The organism is Paraburkholderia sp. RL18-085-BIA-A (genome assembly GCF_046027075.1).
Lineage (GTDB): Bacteria > Pseudomonadota > Gammaproteobacteria > Burkholderiales > Burkholderiaceae > Paraburkholderia.
Map to the genome: position 1 here is coordinate 26,541 of NZ_JARESU010000074.1, position 16,617 is coordinate 43,157.

General features: G+C 57.9%; 20 protein-coding genes and 4 pseudogenes. 10 read left to right on the forward strand and 14 right to left on the reverse strand.

Annotated features, from left to right (window positions below; all coding sequences use genetic code 11):
• Positions 1-184 precede the first annotated feature (184 nt).
• Both P0D89_RS33945 and P0D89_RS33950 read left to right on the forward strand, forming a co-directional pair.
• Positions 185-394 (forward strand): hypothetical protein, encoded by a 210-nt coding sequence (locus tag P0D89_RS33945; RefSeq protein ID WP_408365843.1) that lies wholly within the window; start codon positions 185-187, stop codon positions 392-394.
• Positions 391-2,004 (forward strand): UbiD family decarboxylase, encoded by a 1,614-nt coding sequence (locus P0D89_RS33950; RefSeq protein WP_408365845.1) that lies wholly within the window; start codon positions 391-393, stop codon positions 2,002-2,004. The genes P0D89_RS33945 and P0D89_RS33950 overlap by 4 nt, the downstream gene beginning before the upstream one ends.
• Here the strand turns inward: P0D89_RS33950 and P0D89_RS33955 are convergent.
• The gene (locus tag P0D89_RS33955) at positions 1,922-2,227 is read right to left on the reverse strand and encodes a cytochrome d ubiquinol oxidase subunit II (RefSeq protein ID WP_408365847.1); all 306 of its coding nucleotides are present in this window, start codon (positions 2,225-2,227) and stop codon (positions 1,922-1,924) included. The genes P0D89_RS33950 and P0D89_RS33955 overlap by 83 nt on opposite strands.
• Positions 2,228-2,413: 186 nt before the next feature.
• Here P0D89_RS33955 and P0D89_RS33960 point away from each other — a divergent pair, with 186 nt between their 5' ends.
• The gene (locus tag P0D89_RS33960; RefSeq protein ID WP_408377809.1) at positions 2,414-3,382 is read left to right on the forward strand and encodes an alpha/beta fold hydrolase; all 969 of its coding nucleotides are present in this window, start codon (positions 2,414-2,416) and stop codon (positions 3,380-3,382) included.
• A 37-nt stretch (positions 3,383-3,419) separates the two neighbouring features.
• Here the strand turns inward: P0D89_RS33960 and P0D89_RS33965 are convergent, their stop codons facing one another.
• Both P0D89_RS33965 and P0D89_RS33970 read right to left on the reverse strand, forming a co-directional pair.
• Positions 3,420-3,692 (reverse strand): 4Fe-4S dicluster domain-containing protein, encoded by a 273-nt coding sequence (locus P0D89_RS33965; RefSeq protein ID WP_408365851.1) that lies wholly within the window; start codon positions 3,690-3,692, stop codon positions 3,420-3,422.
• A pseudogene (locus P0D89_RS33970) lies at positions 3,686-3,841 on the reverse strand (LysR family transcriptional regulator); the annotation flags it as partial. The pseudogene P0D89_RS33970 and the gene P0D89_RS33965, both read right to left, overlap by 7 nt.
• Positions 3,842-3,931: 90 nt before the next feature.
• On the opposite strand from P0D89_RS33970, the gene P0D89_RS33975 reads away from it, so the two are divergent.
• Together P0D89_RS33975 and P0D89_RS33980 are read left to right on the forward strand one after the other, a co-directional pair.
• The gene (locus P0D89_RS33975) at positions 3,932-4,273 is read left to right on the forward strand and encodes a response regulator (protein ID WP_408365871.1); all 342 of its coding nucleotides are present in this window, start codon (positions 3,932-3,934) and stop codon (positions 4,271-4,273) included.
• 32 nt (positions 4,274-4,305) lie between these two features.
• Positions 4,306-4,677: a BON domain-containing protein gene (locus P0D89_RS33980; protein ID WP_408365853.1), complete on the forward strand. Its 372-nt coding sequence runs from the start codon at positions 4,306-4,308 to the stop codon at positions 4,675-4,677.
• Here P0D89_RS33980 and P0D89_RS33985 read toward each other — a convergent pair.
• A pseudogene (locus P0D89_RS33985) lies at positions 4,640-4,939 on the reverse strand (transposase); the annotation flags it as partial. The gene P0D89_RS33980 and the pseudogene P0D89_RS33985 sit on opposite strands and share 38 nt — an antisense overlap.
• A 25-nt stretch (positions 4,940-4,964) precedes the next feature.
• Here P0D89_RS33985 and P0D89_RS33990 point away from each other — a divergent pair.
• The 3 genes from P0D89_RS33990 to P0D89_RS34000 all read left to right on the forward strand — a co-directional run bounded on the left by P0D89_RS33990 (position 4,965) and on the right by P0D89_RS34000 (position 6,345).
• Entirely contained in the window at positions 4,965-5,336 is a 372-nt protein-coding gene (locus tag P0D89_RS33990) for a LuxR C-terminal-related transcriptional regulator (RefSeq protein WP_408365857.1), read from the forward strand.
• 212 nt (positions 5,337-5,548) lie between these two features.
• Positions 5,549-5,740 (forward strand): response regulator, encoded by a 192-nt coding sequence (locus P0D89_RS33995; protein WP_408365859.1) that lies wholly within the window; start codon positions 5,549-5,551, stop codon positions 5,738-5,740.
• Positions 5,741-5,790: 50 nt separating this feature from the next.
• Positions 5,791-6,345: a type 1 periplasmic-binding domain-containing protein gene (locus P0D89_RS34000; RefSeq protein WP_408365861.1), complete on the forward strand. Its 555-nt coding sequence runs from the start codon at positions 5,791-5,793 to the stop codon at positions 6,343-6,345.
• A gap of 236 nt (positions 6,346-6,581) precedes the next feature.
• On the opposite strand, the gene catC is transcribed toward P0D89_RS34000, so the two are convergent.
• The 10 genes from catC to P0D89_RS34050 all read right to left on the reverse strand — a co-directional run bounded on the left by catC (position 6,582) and on the right by P0D89_RS34050 (position 15,207).
• Positions 6,582-6,872, reverse strand: a complete 291-nt coding sequence (gene catC / locus P0D89_RS34005) for a muconolactone Delta-isomerase (RefSeq protein WP_408365863.1) — start codon at positions 6,870-6,872, stop codon at positions 6,582-6,584.
• 30 nt (positions 6,873-6,902) lie between these two features.
• Positions 6,903-7,691, reverse strand: coding sequence for a 3-oxoadipate enol-lactonase (pcaD, locus tag P0D89_RS34010; protein ID WP_408365865.1), 789 nt, complete (start codon positions 7,689-7,691; stop codon positions 6,903-6,905).
• A gap of 235 nt (positions 7,692-7,926) precedes the next feature.
• Positions 7,927-8,871, reverse strand: coding sequence for an SMP-30/gluconolactonase/LRE family protein (locus tag P0D89_RS34015; RefSeq protein ID WP_408377813.1), 945 nt, complete (start codon positions 8,869-8,871; stop codon positions 7,927-7,929).
• Between the two features lie 38 nt (positions 8,872-8,909).
• Entirely contained in the window at positions 8,910-9,233 is a 324-nt protein-coding gene (locus tag P0D89_RS34020; protein ID WP_408363923.1) for a YciI family protein, read from the reverse strand.
• A 161-nt stretch (positions 9,234-9,394) separates the two neighbouring features.
• Positions 9,395-10,882, reverse strand: a complete 1,488-nt coding sequence (locus P0D89_RS34025; protein WP_408363921.1) for a CoA transferase — start codon at positions 10,880-10,882, stop codon at positions 9,395-9,397.
• A 123-nt stretch (positions 10,883-11,005) separates the two neighbouring features.
• Positions 11,006-12,139, reverse strand: coding sequence for a muconate/chloromuconate family cycloisomerase (locus tag P0D89_RS34030; RefSeq protein ID WP_408363927.1), 1,134 nt, complete (start codon positions 12,137-12,139; stop codon positions 11,006-11,008).
• Positions 12,140-12,315: 176 nt separating this feature from the next.
• The gene (locus P0D89_RS34035) at positions 12,316-12,558 is read right to left on the reverse strand and encodes a non-oxidative hydroxyarylic acid decarboxylases subunit D (RefSeq protein ID WP_408363919.1); all 243 of its coding nucleotides are present in this window, start codon (positions 12,556-12,558) and stop codon (positions 12,316-12,318) included.
• A 29-nt stretch (positions 12,559-12,587) separates the two neighbouring features.
• The gene (locus tag P0D89_RS34040; RefSeq protein WP_408363917.1) at positions 12,588-14,009 is read right to left on the reverse strand and encodes a non-oxidative hydroxyarylic acid decarboxylases subunit C; all 1,422 of its coding nucleotides are present in this window, start codon (positions 14,007-14,009) and stop codon (positions 12,588-12,590) included.
• Between the two features lie 88 nt (positions 14,010-14,097).
• Complete coding sequence (locus tag P0D89_RS34045; RefSeq protein WP_408363915.1) at positions 14,098-14,676, reverse strand: UbiX family flavin prenyltransferase; 579 nt, start codon at positions 14,674-14,676, stop codon at positions 14,098-14,100.
• 123 nt (positions 14,677-14,799) lie between these two features.
• A complete protein-coding gene (locus tag P0D89_RS34050) occupies positions 14,800-15,207 on the reverse strand; it encodes an SRPBCC family protein (RefSeq protein ID WP_408363913.1) in 408 nt (135 codons plus the stop codon).
• Between the two features lie 311 nt (positions 15,208-15,518).
• On the opposite strand from P0D89_RS34050, the pseudogene P0D89_RS34055 reads away from it, so the two are divergent.
• Together P0D89_RS34055 and tnpA are read left to right on the forward strand one after the other, a co-directional pair.
• Positions 15,519-16,250, forward strand: a pseudogene (locus P0D89_RS34055) (IS6 family transposase).
• Positions 16,251-16,375: 125 nt separating this feature from the next.
• Positions 16,376-16,588 (forward strand): annotated as a pseudogene (gene tnpA / locus P0D89_RS34060) (IS200/IS605 family transposase); the annotation flags it as partial.
• Between the last annotated feature and the right edge of the window lie 29 nt (positions 16,589-16,617).

Genomic DNA, 16,617 nt, shown 5'->3' on the forward strand with positions numbered 1-16,617 from the left:
GCAAATCTCCGCTTCAGCTCAACATCATGCTTGACATAAATATGTAATGGACCAAGGGTGCTAAGTCACATATCTTTTACTCCATAAAGTCGAGGATATCCTCGCTTTTGAACGCGTGATTGGCACCAACCACTCCTTACTGATATCGGCAGCTACCAACATAGCAGTCTCTAGGAGAAACTGTATGCCGGACAAACACAACATCACGCTAGCGTACACAGGAGCCGGCGGCACGATTGTTCACCGGATATTGCTGAAGCTGCTTTCAAGCGACGATCGGGTGGAGCATAGAGTCCAAAACAGAGGCCGATCCAGCCTGGCTGGAACTCAACAGTGGATGGAAAAAATAATCGACATGGTTGCCAGCGCTGCCAAACAGAGAGGTTCAAAATGACCGCTAAGAAATTACCTACGTGCCCTATCGAACAGAATCCTGTTGCTACGAACGTAGCCGTCCCGCCTTTGCAGGGATTCCGTTCCTCCCGTCATCTCTCCAGCCTGCGACAATACCTCGACGCCCTGCGTGATCTCGGCGAACTCCAAGAGATCGCACACGAGGTCGACTGGAATCTTGAAATTGGCGCGGTGACCCGCCGCTGCTACGAGACCGGCGCCCCCGCTCCTCTGTTCGGCCGCGTCAAGGGTACCGAACCCGGGTTTCGCGTGTTAGGCGCTCCCGCAGGTCTTAGCGCTCGTCCGGGCCAACGCTTCGCTCGCATCGCCGTTTCGGTCGGGCTGCCGCCGGGAGCAACAGCGCTTGAGATCGTGGAAGCGCTGTCCCGCGCTGAAGACAATCCGCCTATCCCGCCTCGCGTCGTCGAGGACGCACCCTGCAAGCGAAATGTATTCACAGGCGACGCGGTGGACCTGATGCGTCTGCCGACGCCGCTCATCCATGACGGCGATGGCGGACGCTACATCAACACTTGGGGAACGATTGTCGCACGTTCGCCGGACGGCGCTTGGACCAACTGGTCGATCGCTCGGATCATGTTACGAGACCGCAACACGATGGTTGGCATCGTCTCGCCGCAGAAACATGTCGGCCGCGTGCACGCCATGTGGAAGGCGATTGGCAAGCCCATGCCCTTCGCGCTCTCACTCGGGCAGGATCCAGTGGTGCCGTTCTTCGCTGGGATGCCGCTGCGTGACGGCATCTCTGAGGGGCCAGTGATCGGTGGTTATGTGGGTGAGCCGATCGAGGTTGTTCGCTGCGAAACCGTCGACCTAGACGTTCCGGCATCCTCTGAGATCGTTATCGAGGGTCATCTCACCCTCGACGAGATGGATGCGGAAGGTCCGATGGCCGAGTACCCAGGCTACATCGTACCAAGCTCGCGTCAATTTCGGCCGTTGTATCGCGTTTCGGCGATGACATACCGGGACGATCCCATTCTGCCAATTGTCGCGGCCGGACACCCGCCGGAGGAGAATCACACCTGCTGGGGCATCGGCATCGCGGCAACCGTGCTGGCCGAGTTGCGCAAGACTGGCTGGCCGGTGACCGCCTGCTTTGTCCCGTTCGAGGCAGCATGCCACCTACTTGTCGTAACTGTGTCGCGGGACTGGAAGCGGCGTACCGCCCACCCGAACGCCGCCGATTTTGCGCGTGCATTGGGCGATTTCGTGTTTTCACTCCGAGGCGGGCAAGTGGTGCCGCGCATTTTCGTCGTACTGGACGACGTGGATCCGAGTAATCCGGCCGAGGTGCTATGGGCTATGGCGACACGCGTTCATCCTGGCGACGGTGAGATCATGTTCCCCACCTTGTCCGCCAATCCTTTGAATGCCTTTATGCGGGGCAACGAAAAAGCGGCCATGTTCACCACAAAGGCCGTGCTCAACGGGCTTCCTCGTGACGATTGGGCAGCTGACCAGGTGCCTGTTCGCGCCGATTTCGCAACGCTTTATCCAGAGGAGCTCAAACGCAAGGTGCTCGCCGGCTGGACAACCCTCTATGGATTTCCGGGTGATATGTGGAATAAGCGAGCACAACCGGCGTGACGATTAGCGCGCCGATCAGCAGGAAGACGTGGCTGAGGGTCGACGATGCCGCAGCCCAAAGCGTGAGACGGAATGGCACGATGTCCGGGAAAATGCTGAAACCAAGGCCTGCCACGCCCAACACGAACAGCGCCAGGCCCAGAAAGAAGGGACGTCCGTCGACGCGGCCGCCGATCGCCCGCAGCAGGGCGGCAGTCGTGCCTGAAAACAGAACGGTGATCACGATTCAGGGCGATCGCGTGTGCTGCCCATGCCGCGCGGTAGCTGAAGGCTAAGGTCGACTCGGACGTCAACCTACTACGCGATGCTTAGCAATATTTAACTAACGTTATGAGCGAGTCTAGGATAGCTCCCATCACTCGTTCCTGGACGAGTCCGTCTAAGCGCACTAGCGCGAAAGGAAAATGCTGTGTTGAAATTGACGAAAGACCGTGTGATTTGGGCTAGAAGACGAAGAGTTCTCCGCGTCATCCCGGCGTTAGCAGCGGCGGCGATTACGGTGCGGGAGCAACGGGCCGATGCTCGGGAAGAGATTCAGCCGCATCAGATCAGTGCAACCATCGAAGAGGATGGAATCGGAAAGCAGAATGTTTCTGAAAGCGTCCGAGTGAGTCGAATATTCCAGTCCGGCAGCGTTGAGATAGAAGCCCAAATCGACGGAGATGGTTCTCCATTTGTTATTCTTCCTTCCTATGGTCGAGACGCAGGCAAGGATTTTGACGATATTAGCAAACGACTTGTAACGGCTGGATGGATGGTCGTTCGACCACAACCTCGCGGTATCGGAAAATCATCTGGGGCGATGGCTGGAGTGACTCTGCATGACCTAGCGGATGATGTCGCACTTGTTCTCCGTTCGTTAGGGCGCGGTCCAGCGGTAGTGCTCGGACACGCGTACGGAAACCTCGTGACCCGCGTGCTGGCGACTGACCACCCGGAACTTGTAAAGGCCGCAGTCCTTGCAGCAGCACAGGCCTCAAGGGTGGCGCCCGACGTAGCGGCGACACCGTTTATCGCGGGAGATACGAGCGCTCCGGAAGCGACGCGCCTTAAAGCGCTCCGTAGAGCCTTCTTTGCACCCGATCATGACCCTCACATCTGGCTTAGTGGGTGGTATCCAGAGACTCTAAGGATGCAGCACATAGCTGCACAAGCTACTAGCCAGAACACCTATTGGGCGTGCGGTTCCGTGCCAATTCTTGAAATCATCGCTGAATATGACCCGTTCAAACCCAAAGAGTCATGGAAAGATCTCCATGAGCAATTAGGAGATCGAGTCACTACCCGCGTAGTATCGGACGCGGCACACGCTTTGTTTCCGGAACAACCGGACGCAGTTTCGGACTCTCTTCTGCCATGGACCAAGGGCTACTTGTGAGACGAATGGTGCGTCGTACTCTCCGAGATCCCACTTCTCATCTTATCCTGTAATCGTGAGCTTTTGTAGACGTATTGGACTCGCATGCTTTCATAGTTAGGGCCCCACTGCCTTCGGGCTGCACCCATACGGTGTTTTGTATCGAGTTCTTAGTGTCGCAGGTCTTGCTGTGGACGTAGTTCTGCGTGTTGATCTGTAGGCGTGCCGTTCCACCGTCGTTCACGAACTCGTAGACACCGACGGGCCAGAAACCGGCCTCCGGGCCGTCGTAGGTGAGTAGGTTAACCTCGATTGGTATGGTGCCGGACACACGACCTCCGCAAAGATCGCACAGCCTAGCGTCAGCGTCTTGCCGAGATGCAACGGGTCTTCGATCGCCTCGAGCTGGCTCGCGTAGTGGATTGCCTTCGGCGGTCCATGCACGAGCAGCGCTACGTCGGGGGCCGAAAAACGGTTCATCACGTGCTTACGCCTAGACTGACGTTAGGGAAGTTCTCACCTGACAACAGAGGGGCTTCTATGGAATCCGCAAACGAACTGGTCTATGTGATGGACGACGACAGCCGGGTGCGAGAAGCACTCTCTGGGCTGCTGCGTGCAAACGGAAGGAATGTCGAGGCATTCAGCTCCGGTGGCGAGTTTTTGGACACACCGCATCGGAATGTCGTTTCATGTCTGATTCTGGATTTGAGAATGCCGGGCATGAATGGCCTGGAAGCAGACCAACAAATCTCGTGCACGCCGCGAGAATCTGAACGATTCCGAATGCTTCGGCAACAAATAACGAAATCGAAAGATGTTAAGCGAAACGATTGCGCGGTCGCAGTTCGGTGTGCGATTGTGCGCCGTCCTTTAATACAGGGAATCTCAAGGACCCGTCTATTTCCATGAATGTTTTTGTCCCTACAACGCAGGAGTGAAATATGCAACGCAAGCTCATTAGCGCCGCAATTCTGTCGGTGCTGCTGATTTCAGCCGCGTACGCGCAAACCGACGCGCCCGCGGCGTCTGCCGGGGCCCCCGCCGTATCGACGAAGAAAGCGTTGAGAGCGCGGAACCGCCAGACCGAACAGGCGGTGCGTAAAGCGCTTTCGCACACGAAAGGTCTTGATTCAACTGCTATCGTGATCGTCGCTCGAAGCGGGAAGGTGACGCTGGACGGAACCGTACCGGATGCGTCTCAGATCCAGCTTGCCCAGGACGCCGCTCAAACGGTGTCTCAGGCCAAGTCGGTTGCCAACAATCTGACCGTCAAGGTAGGGTACCCGAGATCTGCCATTCCAGAAGGAGGGTGAGTACTACACGCCACGATACGCTTTGAGGGTGCAGCTTGGGACACGGGCGCGCGGCCTCGCGTCGGCTCGTGCTAAGCGCGTGCGCCGGTGCAGACGCATAGCCCACGGCAGAACAGGTGTTTCTGGCCAGCTCGCGGCTCACGGTCGATGCCGAGCGCCCGAGTGTTCGGGCCATGGCCCGAACACTCGATCCCAGCTGCTTCATGCTTGCAATCGTCACGCGTTCTTCGGGCTGCAGTTGTTGGTAAGTTCTTTTTTGCATTCGCACACCTTACACGAGCAAGGTGTTGCACTTCAAAATTGATCGCGCCCTCTTAATAAATCTTTTCGCCGGTCGTAGTACTCCTGCTGCATTGTTAAACTCGTGCTCAATGCCGCGCGGGGAAACCGTTCGCATTCCTCCCGATGAAACATCGACAGGATTCACACTCTATCAGACGCTGACGCCTCGTGAGCAGGAGCTTTTGCCGTTACTCGCAAGCGGGCTGCTCAACAAGCAGGCGGCGGCAGTCCGTGGCATCACCGAATACACCGTGCACCTATATCGCGGCCACATCATGAGAAAAATGCAAGCGGATTCATTTGCCACACTTGTGAAGCTGGCGAGCAAGCTTCAGCTCAAAACACCGTCGACGACCATCTTCGGTGCCTCACGCTAACGCTAATTCCTTGTTTGACTCGATGACCCGGTGAAAATATTGACCACGCCTACGGTTCAGGCCGTTGCCGTAATTGACGATGATCGACGCGTTCAGGCGTCTATTGCGAACCTGCTTGCCTCTGGCGGGTATGAAACGAGAACCTACGAGTCTGCATCAGATTTTTTTCCGACGGCTACTCGGGTCTGGTATGCGTTATCACCGACCTGGGAATGCGTGCCATTGACGGCAATCTAGTGTTCGAAAGAACGGTTCATTCTGGTGCAACGACGCCCGTCATCATTCTCACGGGCAAACCCGGCGAGCATACGGAAGACTACTCTCTGCAGAGAGGAGCGCGAGGTTTCTTCAGAAAGCCTGTCGACGGGGATACGTTGCTGGACCTGCTGGATAGTATCGCTTGAATGGTTCGGTTGCCTAAGAGCGCACGATCGGCTGGTGTATAGCCCGATCCGTGGACCTCATCGTAAGGTTCGCCGTCCTCTGCGAGTTCGTCACGAACGCCGCCGACGAACTTCTCGCGCGACTTAGCGGGCAATTCCTCCCGGAACACGACATCGCGTTGCATTTTCAGGCCGTTGAACATCAAAACAAGCCGTTGCCGATTGCGATTATCCGGGGCGTGTGTGCCAACGGCTATGCCGCGCTCGACGGGGCGATTGGTGTCCTGCCGCTCGTCGACGTCGAGTCGCCGGGTGCGAAGTCCTTTGTCGCGCGTTTTCGCAAGACCCATAACGGACGCGATCCGAGCCAGGAAGTCTCGCTGAATTACACCGCGGTCTATGCGACCGCGCTCGCGATGAAGGCCGTGGGCACGACCACCGACGCGACGGCGATTCGCGCGGCGTATGACAAGGGTGTCAAGGCCCTGCCGCGCGACAACAATCCGCAGAATGTGAACGGTGTCGACGAGCGTGGTGGTCTGAGGATCGGCATACCGATGGTCGCGATCATCCAGGGCGGCAAGCTCAAACACGCGGAGATGAATGCGTTGGCCTCGGCAAAGTGATCCCCGAGGTGCGATGACCAGCCCTTTGCATTGCATTCATGCGACAGGGCCATCGCACCTCGGTACCCGGCCGAGACCCTCGCGCGGCTCTGAGGGACGCCTGCCGTCGCCGGTTCTGCCATGGTTATGGTCAGGCATGGGGCGGCTCCTCCTGGATATTCGCCACAGGCCTACAACCGTGCCGGATCGGCCTGACGCAGCCTGGAGGAGCTACACAGCCTGGAAGCGGGGGGGCTTCAAGAGTCGTTCTCCCGGATCGACGACGGATGGCGGCACAACGGTACCACCTCGATTTCCATGAAGGGGTACAGCGGCAGCCCCGTCAGGATGTCGTGGAGCGTATCGTGGTCAGCAACGTCGAAGATGCTGACATTCTTGTATTGCCCGACCACACGCCAGATGTGACGCCATCGCCCGTCACTCATGAGTTCGTGACAACGGGCTTTCTCGGTCGCCTTGAGCTTAGTGATCTCGGTCGGGTTGGCATCGGCGGGAATGTGCACCGTCATCGTCACTTGGAACAGCATCGTATTCTCCTAGTCAATCAGTGAAGGGTCTCACAGGCGGGGCAGCGTCGCAGCGAGGAAGCGGGTCATCGCCGCCAGCACCGCCACCGGCTGCTCCACGGTTGGTATGTGTGCAGCGTTCGGCAGCACAACCAGGTCGGCGCCCGGGATAGCGTCGCGCAAGGCCTCGGCGCTGGAGGGCGGCGTTGCCTCGTCCTCGGCACCGACGATCACCAGGGTGCGGGCGCGAATTGAGCGGCTTGTTTCGGTGAAGTCAGCGGCGCCGATCGCTTCGGCACAGGCCGCGTAACCTTCGGGCGGGGTGCGTAGCAGCATCGTGCGCAGCCCTGTCGTTTCCGGCGCCTCGAGAAAAGCTGGAGTAACCCAGCGAGCGATGACGCCGTCGGCAAGCGGGGCGATGCCATCGGCGCGCGCGCGGGCCGCGCGATCTCGATAGTTTTCAAGCGGCTGGAAAACTAGCGCGGTGTCGACGAGGATAAGCGAACGGACACGCGCTGGTGCCTGGACGGTGAGGCTCTGGGCGATGAGGCCGCCGATGGAAATGCCAGCCACATGGGCGCTCGCAATGCCAAGCGAGTCCAGCACGGCAAGCGCGTCACGCGCGAGCATGGCGATATCGTAGGGACCGGGCGTGGTGGTAGTCAGGCCATGGCCGCGTAGGTCGAAGCGAATGACATAGAAGGACCGCCGCAGAGCTGCCACCTGCGCGTCCCAAACGGCATTTGATGTGCCCAACGAGTGCACCAACAGAAGAGGTGGTGCATCGATGGGGCCATCAAGTTGAAGATGCACAGTCAGGTCGTTGATGTTCAGGAACATTTGGGGTCCACCTCCACTATGAAAGTTCCGATCTAGCCGACAACGCGGCAAGCGTCCTCGTTCTAAGCCTCACTCGGCCCTGCAGATATTCGGGTCACGAAGCCGTGGTCGGTCGCGCTATCTAGAAGTTGGCAATTGAAGGATTCGAAATCAATTCGAAGAGTCAGTTTCACGAGTTTATACGGAGTCCATAATTTGTGGACCGCGCCGCCACGTTAGGTCAAGGTATGGCAGGTTAAGCGGATTCAGGTCTCACAAACGTAATTCCGGTCAGACGACCTCGATGAAATAGGATCTCGTCATGTCCACCTTCATCCAGATCGATGACACGAACGGTCCCGCCGAGATCGCTGACGAAGGCGCGCCGCGCCTTTAGATCGAGAGAGAGGCCAATTCCCTCTTGCAGTCCGCGTGCGACAACGCGGGGCTCGCTGAGCCCCGAATCCCGGATGCACGCCCGGTTCAGCGTGTTTCCATCAGTCAGATTTCCGCGATCCGTCCAATAGAGTATCTGCGCACCATGATCGATATCGAGATCGATCGGCTCAGGCAGATTGTCCATAAGAAGCTCAATGTCGCTTCGATCATCCGGGGAAGCCCCAGCAGGTAGCTCCAGATCGGCACGGAAGATGCGACCTCTGCCGCCGTCACTAGGCCCCTTCTGCGTCCAGTAGATGTAGCCGCTTTCACGATCGATCGCGACACCGACACAATGCAAGGTTTCATCTTTCTGATCTTCCGGTATCAGACCGGTCCGGACCAGCGTCGTGACTTCTTCACCATCCGTTCGAGAACGCATCACCCGCATGCCTTCACGATCACACCAGTAGAGCAAACCGCCCTCGGCATCGAGCACCACCTGCTTTGCTGTGACAATATCGCCATTCCCCACTAGCAGCCGGCGGTTAGATCCGTCAAGATTGCAGCACGCGATGGACCCGTCAGCCGCCGAAAAATCTTCTCTTGAGTCAAGTAGACGGGGCTTGCCCATCATCGAAAAGTAGATCAGGCCGCGCGTTGCATCGACCTGTACGCTATCAGGTCTCCCCCCAAGATTGGCGATCAGGGTTTTCACATGAGTGCCATCTGGGGCGAGCTCGAGGAGCGACGGTGGCTTGGTTTGCAAGGCGTAGATCAGGCCGCTTGCGGGAATAGTAGCCGCGTCATTGTGGTCGAACATATTTGTTTCCATATCAGACACTCAACCTAGCTCTCGAGTTATATTACGGTGCCGTCTTTGCGGCGGGGAAGACAGTTGACGAAATTGAAATAGGCCTTACGCCAACGCGAGATCTCGACGCGCTCGAACAGGCCCGCCTTGGTGAATGGGTCATCGGCGATAAAGCTCTCCGCTTCATGACGATCTTCAGAATCGAGAATATATATGCCGCCACTTGCAGACGCGCCGAGGTCGTCGAGTTTGGCGCCGCAAGCGAGTAGCCTGGCCTTGTTCGATTCCAGAAACGTCAGATGTTCCGGTCGCGTTTGCTGTCGCAGACGGCCATGATCTGGTTTGTCGTATGTGACGATGAGATAGGGCATGACGTTTTCCTTTGTTGAAAGCCGGATGCGGTTACCAGGAGTCAGGATCTGCGGTCCCGATGCTCAGCGTCCCGCCGATAGCTAGACTCAGAGTTGCGTCGTGCAAGCCGTGAAGTCGAGGCGTGAGAACTTCGCTATCAAGATGTCGCCGGCCAAGCGGTTCAAAGTGTCTGCGAGCCGCGCCGCCGGGCGAGGCCGAGACGGAAGATCGAGGTCGGCCGATGCGGCACAGGGTGGGGCACCAGCAAATGAGGGGCCCAACCGATGTCGAGCGTCGAGGAGCCCGGGAAGCTGCCGGCATGGTCAACATAAGCTGGCGAGATATTCAATCCGACCGCAGGTCCGACCCGCGTCAGCAAGCCGAGCGGCGAGTCCTGATCGACCAGATAGTGATCCAGTTCACTATCGACGATCGGTACGGCCGGTTCGCGGTTGTCGGCAAACCGCGTTCCAAGCATGGCGGTCTTCGCCAACGCCACGCGCACCAGCCAACTGCCGCCTTCCTCGGCGCGTCGCAGCAGCGCCGCCAGGACACCAAGCGCGCCAAGGCAGCCGGAACCGTAGTCGTTGAAATAGGCCGGGACCAGGGCCGATGCCTCCCGCCCGGCGCTGTGCAATTCCGCGAGCCCGGTCGTGGCTTGTGCGAGCTGCTCCCAGCCTCTGCGCTCGGCCCAGGGACCCTGGAAGCCATAGGCATTGGCTTCGACATAGATCAGACGCGGATTGATCTTCCGCAGCTCTTCAGGACCGAAGCCGCGCCGGGCGAAGGAGCCCCAGCGATACCCCGCCACGAACACGTCGCATTCACGCACCAGCTCAAGCGTGCGCGTCCGGTCGACGTCAGAGCGCAGGTCCATATACGTGTTCTTCTTGCCAAAAGACGTGTCGATGTCGAAACCGAGAATGTGGTCCTGATACGGATAGCGGCAGTGAATGACGTCGGCGCCATGTTCAGCCAGCAGCCTGCTGATCGTCGGTCCGGCGATGACATGCGTAAAATCGAGGACGCGAAGCCCTTCCAATGGCCGAAACGCCGCGGGCTCAAACGGGACAGGCGCACCGTCGGCGAGCCTGTCGAGTTCGATCGGCGGCACGCCCGCCAGCGCTTGGCCTTGGGGGTGCGCAAGCCATTCCTTGGTGCTGCGCTTGACGGCGGCGCAGAGGCCGAGCCCGGAGAGTTCCTCCTCTAGTGCTTGGGCATCGTGCTGCGCCACGCGTTTGGCGATGGCGTTATGGTCACTTGGGCAATCCAGGTAGCGGAGGATGCCGTCGCGCAAGTGTTGGTAGGCGCCGTTGAAGACAATCTCCCGGTCATCGCGGGTATGAAAGAAACCGTTCACCGGCGTGAACACGGCGCTGAGGTCGACCTGCCAGCCGCTTTGGAAGAAGTACGCGACCTCGTTGAACAGCAGCGCGGCATGGCGGCGGTCCACCCGCACCTGCTGCGGGCCAAGGCCGCGACGCTCGCCGATCAACGCCACCGCGCTGCCAATAGCCCCCATCAGGGTGACTGCAACATCCGCCGTTTCGACGACGGAATCGATGTAACCTGGAGACTGCTCGACTTGAACCGCGTCCGTCGCCAGTTCGGGCAGTCCCAGCCCTTGCGTGACTTCTGCCAGGATCTGTTTTTGTCGTGGGCTATACATAGTTGGCTCCACGGAAAATCGCGTGACGAAGAGGAACGGCACGGCGTGATCGTTTGTCGTATGTGACGATGAGATAGGGCATGACGTTAACCTGTTTCATAATACGGATTTGGTTACCGGGAGTCAGAATCTGCGTTCCCGACGCGCAGCGTCCCGCCGATAAAAAGCGAGCTTGTCCTCGTCGAGCACGACGCCGAACCCGGGCCCATTCGGGACGACGAGATCGAAGTCGCGATACTCAGGGCTGTTCGCGGCGATATCGTCCTTGAACAACAGCGGTCCAAACAGCTGACAACCCCAGCGTAGGGTCGGGAGCGTGGAGAAGAGCTGGGCTGAGGCCGCCGTCCCGATCCCGCTTTCCAACATGGTGCCGCCGAAAAGCGAAAGGCCGGCGGCTTCTGCGATCGCTGCCACCTTCCGCGTGTTGGTCAGACCACCATGCTTGCTGACCTTGAGCGAGAAAGCGTCGGCGGCGCCGATGCGCGCGAAAGCGAACGCGTCTTCAATCGTCTCGATGGGTTCGTCGGCCATGATGGTTACGGTGAAACGCTCCGTGAGTCGCCGCATGCCTTCAATATTCGCAGCGGGCAACGGCTGCTCAACCGCGTCGATACCGCCAGCCTCGAGTCCGGCGATCGCACGTGCGGCTGTTGTTTCGTCCCATGCTTGGTTGACATCGACCCTTATGCTCGCCTTGTCGCCGAGCGCCCGCTTAACTGCGACCGCACGGGCTACGTCTTCCAGAGGATCACCGTGGCCGATCTTGACGAGGAAGAGGTTATGCCGGCCTTGAGCCAGCTTCTGCTCCGCCTCCTCAGTGTCCTTGCGAGCGTCACCCGTCCCGAGCACCCAGAGCACCGGGATTCGATCACGCGCGCGGCCACCGAATAAGGCGTCGGCGGGAAGACCGGCCGCCTTCGCCGCCAAATCCACGCACGCCATCTCGATGGCACCCTTTGCGTAGGAATTGCGTTTGATTAACTGGTCCATACGCTTCAGCAGTGCCCCGAGCGCCATCGGATCCTGTCCAACGAGATTTGGAGCAAGGTTCTCCCTGATCACCTGGCAGATGCCGTGCTGTGTTTCCGCACCATAGTGCGGGATGATCGCTGCCTCGCCGAGACCCTCCCGTCCCTCATCATCACGGATACGCACCAGAACGAGCGTGTGATCGGTGATGGTCGCCATCGCAAGTTTGTGAGGACGAACGGTTGGCAGAGTATAAGGAATGGCCTCAATAGATGTGATCTTCACGATTCCTGACACTATTCCGGTTGCGCCCGTGATGCCGACGGTTATGCGGCGAGGGCAGTTCAATAAAAAGGCAGTGCATGCGCAATCGCGTGGGGATCGGGAGAATACGCTTGCCGCCCTGGTGAAGTGTGCGAGCCAATGGCCGCGGGGGGTGCCTGAAAACCCGCCCTTCCGCTGCCTTAGCTGCCGGGACTTACGATAGCCGGCATGACAGGAATGTCTTTCAGATGCTCAAGCTTCACCTTGAACCGCGCGGGATAAAGTTTAGGGTCGGTTATTGTCGCCGGTTCCGTCGAACGCCATGTGAACAGACATGCGTTACAGCCGAACAGTGTCCATACGCCCGCGACCGGAGATTCGAATCGAACCAACGTCGAGCTGGATTCACAGCGAGGGCAGATAGGAGCCGTACTGGTGTCCATAGCATTTCCTTTAAATAAATTGATCGGGTTCAGTGCTGCTGCATGAGCGCCTGCAGTTTCGGCAACCAGTCTTTTGCCTCCGGAGGATCCATGACCTGCATCGAATATTCACCATGCTTCTCAGGACGAGCGGGCGTACTCGCATCGATGATCATCTTATGCGTCATGCCAGGCGGCTCGGATCCGGGATCCAGTGGAAGCACCGACAACTCCGGTATAACGACGACGTCGTATTTCGGATTGACCTTTGTGGATATTGCCCACATGACCTGGGGAAGATTGAACGGATCGACGAAATCGTCCACGACAATCACAACCTTTGCGTAGCCAAGGCCGTGCGGAGTGGTCAATACGGACATACCGACAGCCTTGCCGAAACCGCCGACCCGTATCCTGGTCGAGACGATCACCACCAGCCCATGGGTGTAAAGAGCGTTGACGGCCTCAATCTCGGGGAATTTATCCTTTAGCTGCACATACAGCGGCGGACACGTGTTCAGGAACATGTAATCGATTTCGGTCCAGGGCATACCGATCGCGGTGTACTCGTACACCGGATTCTTGCGATGAGACACTTTAGTGATTTCAATCGAAACCATGTTTCGAAGGCCGGACAAGTGACCGGTAAATTCTCCATAGGGCCCATCCGGCTCCCGCACACCGGGGAGCACATGCCCTTCAAGGATGAACTCAGCCCCCCACGGAACCTGCAGGCCATTTTCCAGAGTCACCACGGGATAAGGTTCCTCGTTCAATGCGCTGGCCATCTGGTACTCGTCCTGATCGTAGAGCAGCGGCATGGATGCCACGATACTGAGCATCGGATCGTTTCCAACCGCAATCGCAATCGGCAACGGCTTGTTTTCACGTTCGGCGGCCTGAAAATGCAAGGCGATGTCGTGTTCCGGGACGAATTGACCGCTAAGTTGCGCGGGGCCCTTGACTTGCAGGCGATACATTCCGACGTTCTGTTGGTCGAAGCTGTCCGGATGGTCGGGGTGACGCGAGACGACCGATGCCTTGTTGATATAAAGTCCCCCGTCGCCCGGATTCAGCCGGAAATGCGGCATCAATTCGAACAGATTGATGTTCTCCGTAATCGTCACTTCTTGCCACGGGGCAGTTTTCTTTTCTTCAATCGTACCTTTTGAGAAATTCTGGTACCTCCGGCAAAACTCTTGGAATAGCGCTTTCAGCGGCGTATCCTTCGGCAGCCCCATCATTAGCGCCATATTGCACCATGACCCGTGCACATTGAGAGCCAGCTTCGCCGACTCGAACCCCTTGATGTTCTCGAACAAAAGGGCTGGCGCAGTATCCCCAAACCCCCTGTTCACGGCAGACGCGGCGGCACCGATATCGGGCTCTGGCAACACAGGCTCGCTAATTCTCAGTAACTGATTCTCGCTTTCAAGTAGCTCGAGAAAGCTGCGAAGATCTTTGCATACCATGATTTCTTTACCTCAATAATAGAAAATTGGCTATTCCGATATTGCGCAGACTGACGCTTGATCTTTACGTCGGGTAGACGCAGGCTGCTTAAGTCATCGGCTCCTTCCATCGAGGCAAGCCCGGCATCTCCAGACCCAGAGCATCAAGCGCACGACCGACTGTATGGTTCACAATATCGTCTATGGATTCGGGCTTTGTGTAGAAAGCGGTAACCGGCGGATGAATCGTTGCGCCTAATTCAGTCGCAGTCAGCATGTTCCTGATATGCCCCGCATGAAGCGGGGCCTCCCGAACCATTAGCACAAGACGCCTGCGCTCCTTCAGAACAACGTCCGCCGCCCGGCTCAGCAACGTTGTCGTCATTCCGTTCGCTATTTCTGCGAGCGTTTTGACCGAGCAAGGCGCGACAAGCATGCCCATCGTTCGAAAAGATCCGCTCGAAATCGATGCGCCAATGTCGTTGATGCCATAAACGCGGTAGGCCAGTGAATGCAACTGTTCGCGGGTAAGCTCGGTTTCGTACGCTCGCGTCATCTCGGCCGCACGGGAGACGACAAGATGGGTTTCTATGTCGAGCTTGCGAAGCACTTCCAGTGCCCGCACTCCATAAATGATTCCTGTTGCGCCGCTGATTCCGACGATCACACGTCGAGGTGAAATATTCATCCTGAACTCTCCCAGTGCCATGCCTCGAGTAAAAATCGTGATTTGCCGAACCTGTGTCGGCAACTTCCCGTGGTCCTAATCGAACAATGCGTTCAGGGGAACGTCGCCTTGATTGCCAGTCGGCTAGAACCTTTTACTTTCCAGGTAATCACGCAAACGACCCAAGGCTTCGCCCCAATGCGTATTGCAAAGCGGAAGATGTTTGTCTTGTTCATGCCATCCCGAGTCGTTCAGTTGTATCAACGTCCGCGCGTCGGGTTCGTCCGAGAAATCGATGGTGAGCGTTTTGCCGCGCGAAAAGCCTGGGCCGTCAACGCAGGTCTGAACGATCTTGTTGCCCGCGTCAATCCGGTCCGTTCGCCAACCGAAGCGCAAATCAGGACGACGCTCCAGGTGGAACGTCTTGCCTGCCTCGACCTCACCGTCGATCGTACCTAGATGCCAGTTGGCGAGTTCTGCAATTTCCGTGAACGCACGAAAGACGACATCACGGGGTGCGGCGATTTTTACGGCATGCTTAAGCGTGATCATGCGTGTTCTCCATTCGAGGGGACGTCGGCCAATCGACTTGATTCATTGAACAATTGAGTGAACGGTTCTTTTCCATCGCGAGTCTGTTCAAGCATAGTTGGCGGGGCGAAGGACGGCTATTACGTCAATGTGGTAATACACATATGGAACGTTCCGGGGAGTTCCGGTACAGGTCATCATTGGAGTGGGCAGACGGCCCGAAGGCGAAGAACGGGCGGAGCGAGCAGCGAGGGTGCAGAAGCGTTATCTGGACAGCCAGGAATGGTACGGGCTCTGTCGGGTTGATGGGGAGGCGACGGTAGAATGAAGTGATGAAGAAGACAAAATCGCTTTATCACGGCCACCGCTTCCCTGCCGTCGTGCTCAGCTGCGCGGTTCGCTGGTATTTCCGGTTCAGCCTGAGCCTGCGCGACGTCGAGGAGTTGTTGCTCGAGCGTTGTGTCGTGATCACGTACGAAACGATCCGTTGCTGGTGCGACAAGTTCGGCGCTGGATTTGCGCCGGTGCGCCAAAGCGGCGCGGCGCATGCCGGGCAGCACAGGGCATTTGGATGAGATGTTCGTGACGCCGCGCGGCGAGCCGTATCTGTTGTGGCGAGCGGTCGACGAGCATGGTGCCGAACTCGACGTGCTGGTGCAAAAGCGGCGCGACAAGGCCGCGGGAAAGCGCTTCTTTCGGCGGCTGCTTGGTTCAACCCAGTGCCGCGCAAGATCGTTACCGACCAGCTGCGCAGCTATCCGACGGCGAAGGCTGACATTCCCGAGCTCGCTCATGCGAAGCACGTTTTTGTCAAAGCGGCTGCACGCGTGAGCAACCGTGCGGAGAACAGTCACCAGCCGACCCGCAGGCGCGAACGCCAGATGTGCGGCTTTCGGGATGCGCGTCCCACGCAGGCGTTTCTCTCATGTTTCGGCCCGATCCGGCAGCACTTCGAGTTGCCCAGACATCAGATGAGCGCGGCATGTCACCGTGCCGCACTCAAAGAACGCTTCGCCACATGGCCGGGTTGGACTGTCACTGCAGCAGCCGACAAAGTTATTTAACGACAAATCAAAGTCCACGCCCGTGGGCGTGGTCATCGCCTAAGTGGCTATGCCTGTTAGAGCACCTGCCCATGCAGGTACCTTTCTGTGTGTTGTCCCCACAACGCATAAAAAGGAAAACATGCATGAGCAGGTTCAAGAGAGCATCGCATGTCATATGGCATTTTCAATACCACATTGTGTGGGTGCCGAAGTATCGGTTCCGTGTGCTGCAAGGTCCGGTCGGCACAGAGGCTGGGCTGCGAAGTTGTAGAACTCAATGTTCAGCCGGACCATGTGCATTTTTGGTGAGCATTCCGTCGAAGCTGTCGGTATCCGGATTGATGGGCGTCCTGAAATGACGTACCGCTATACGAATTTTTACGGG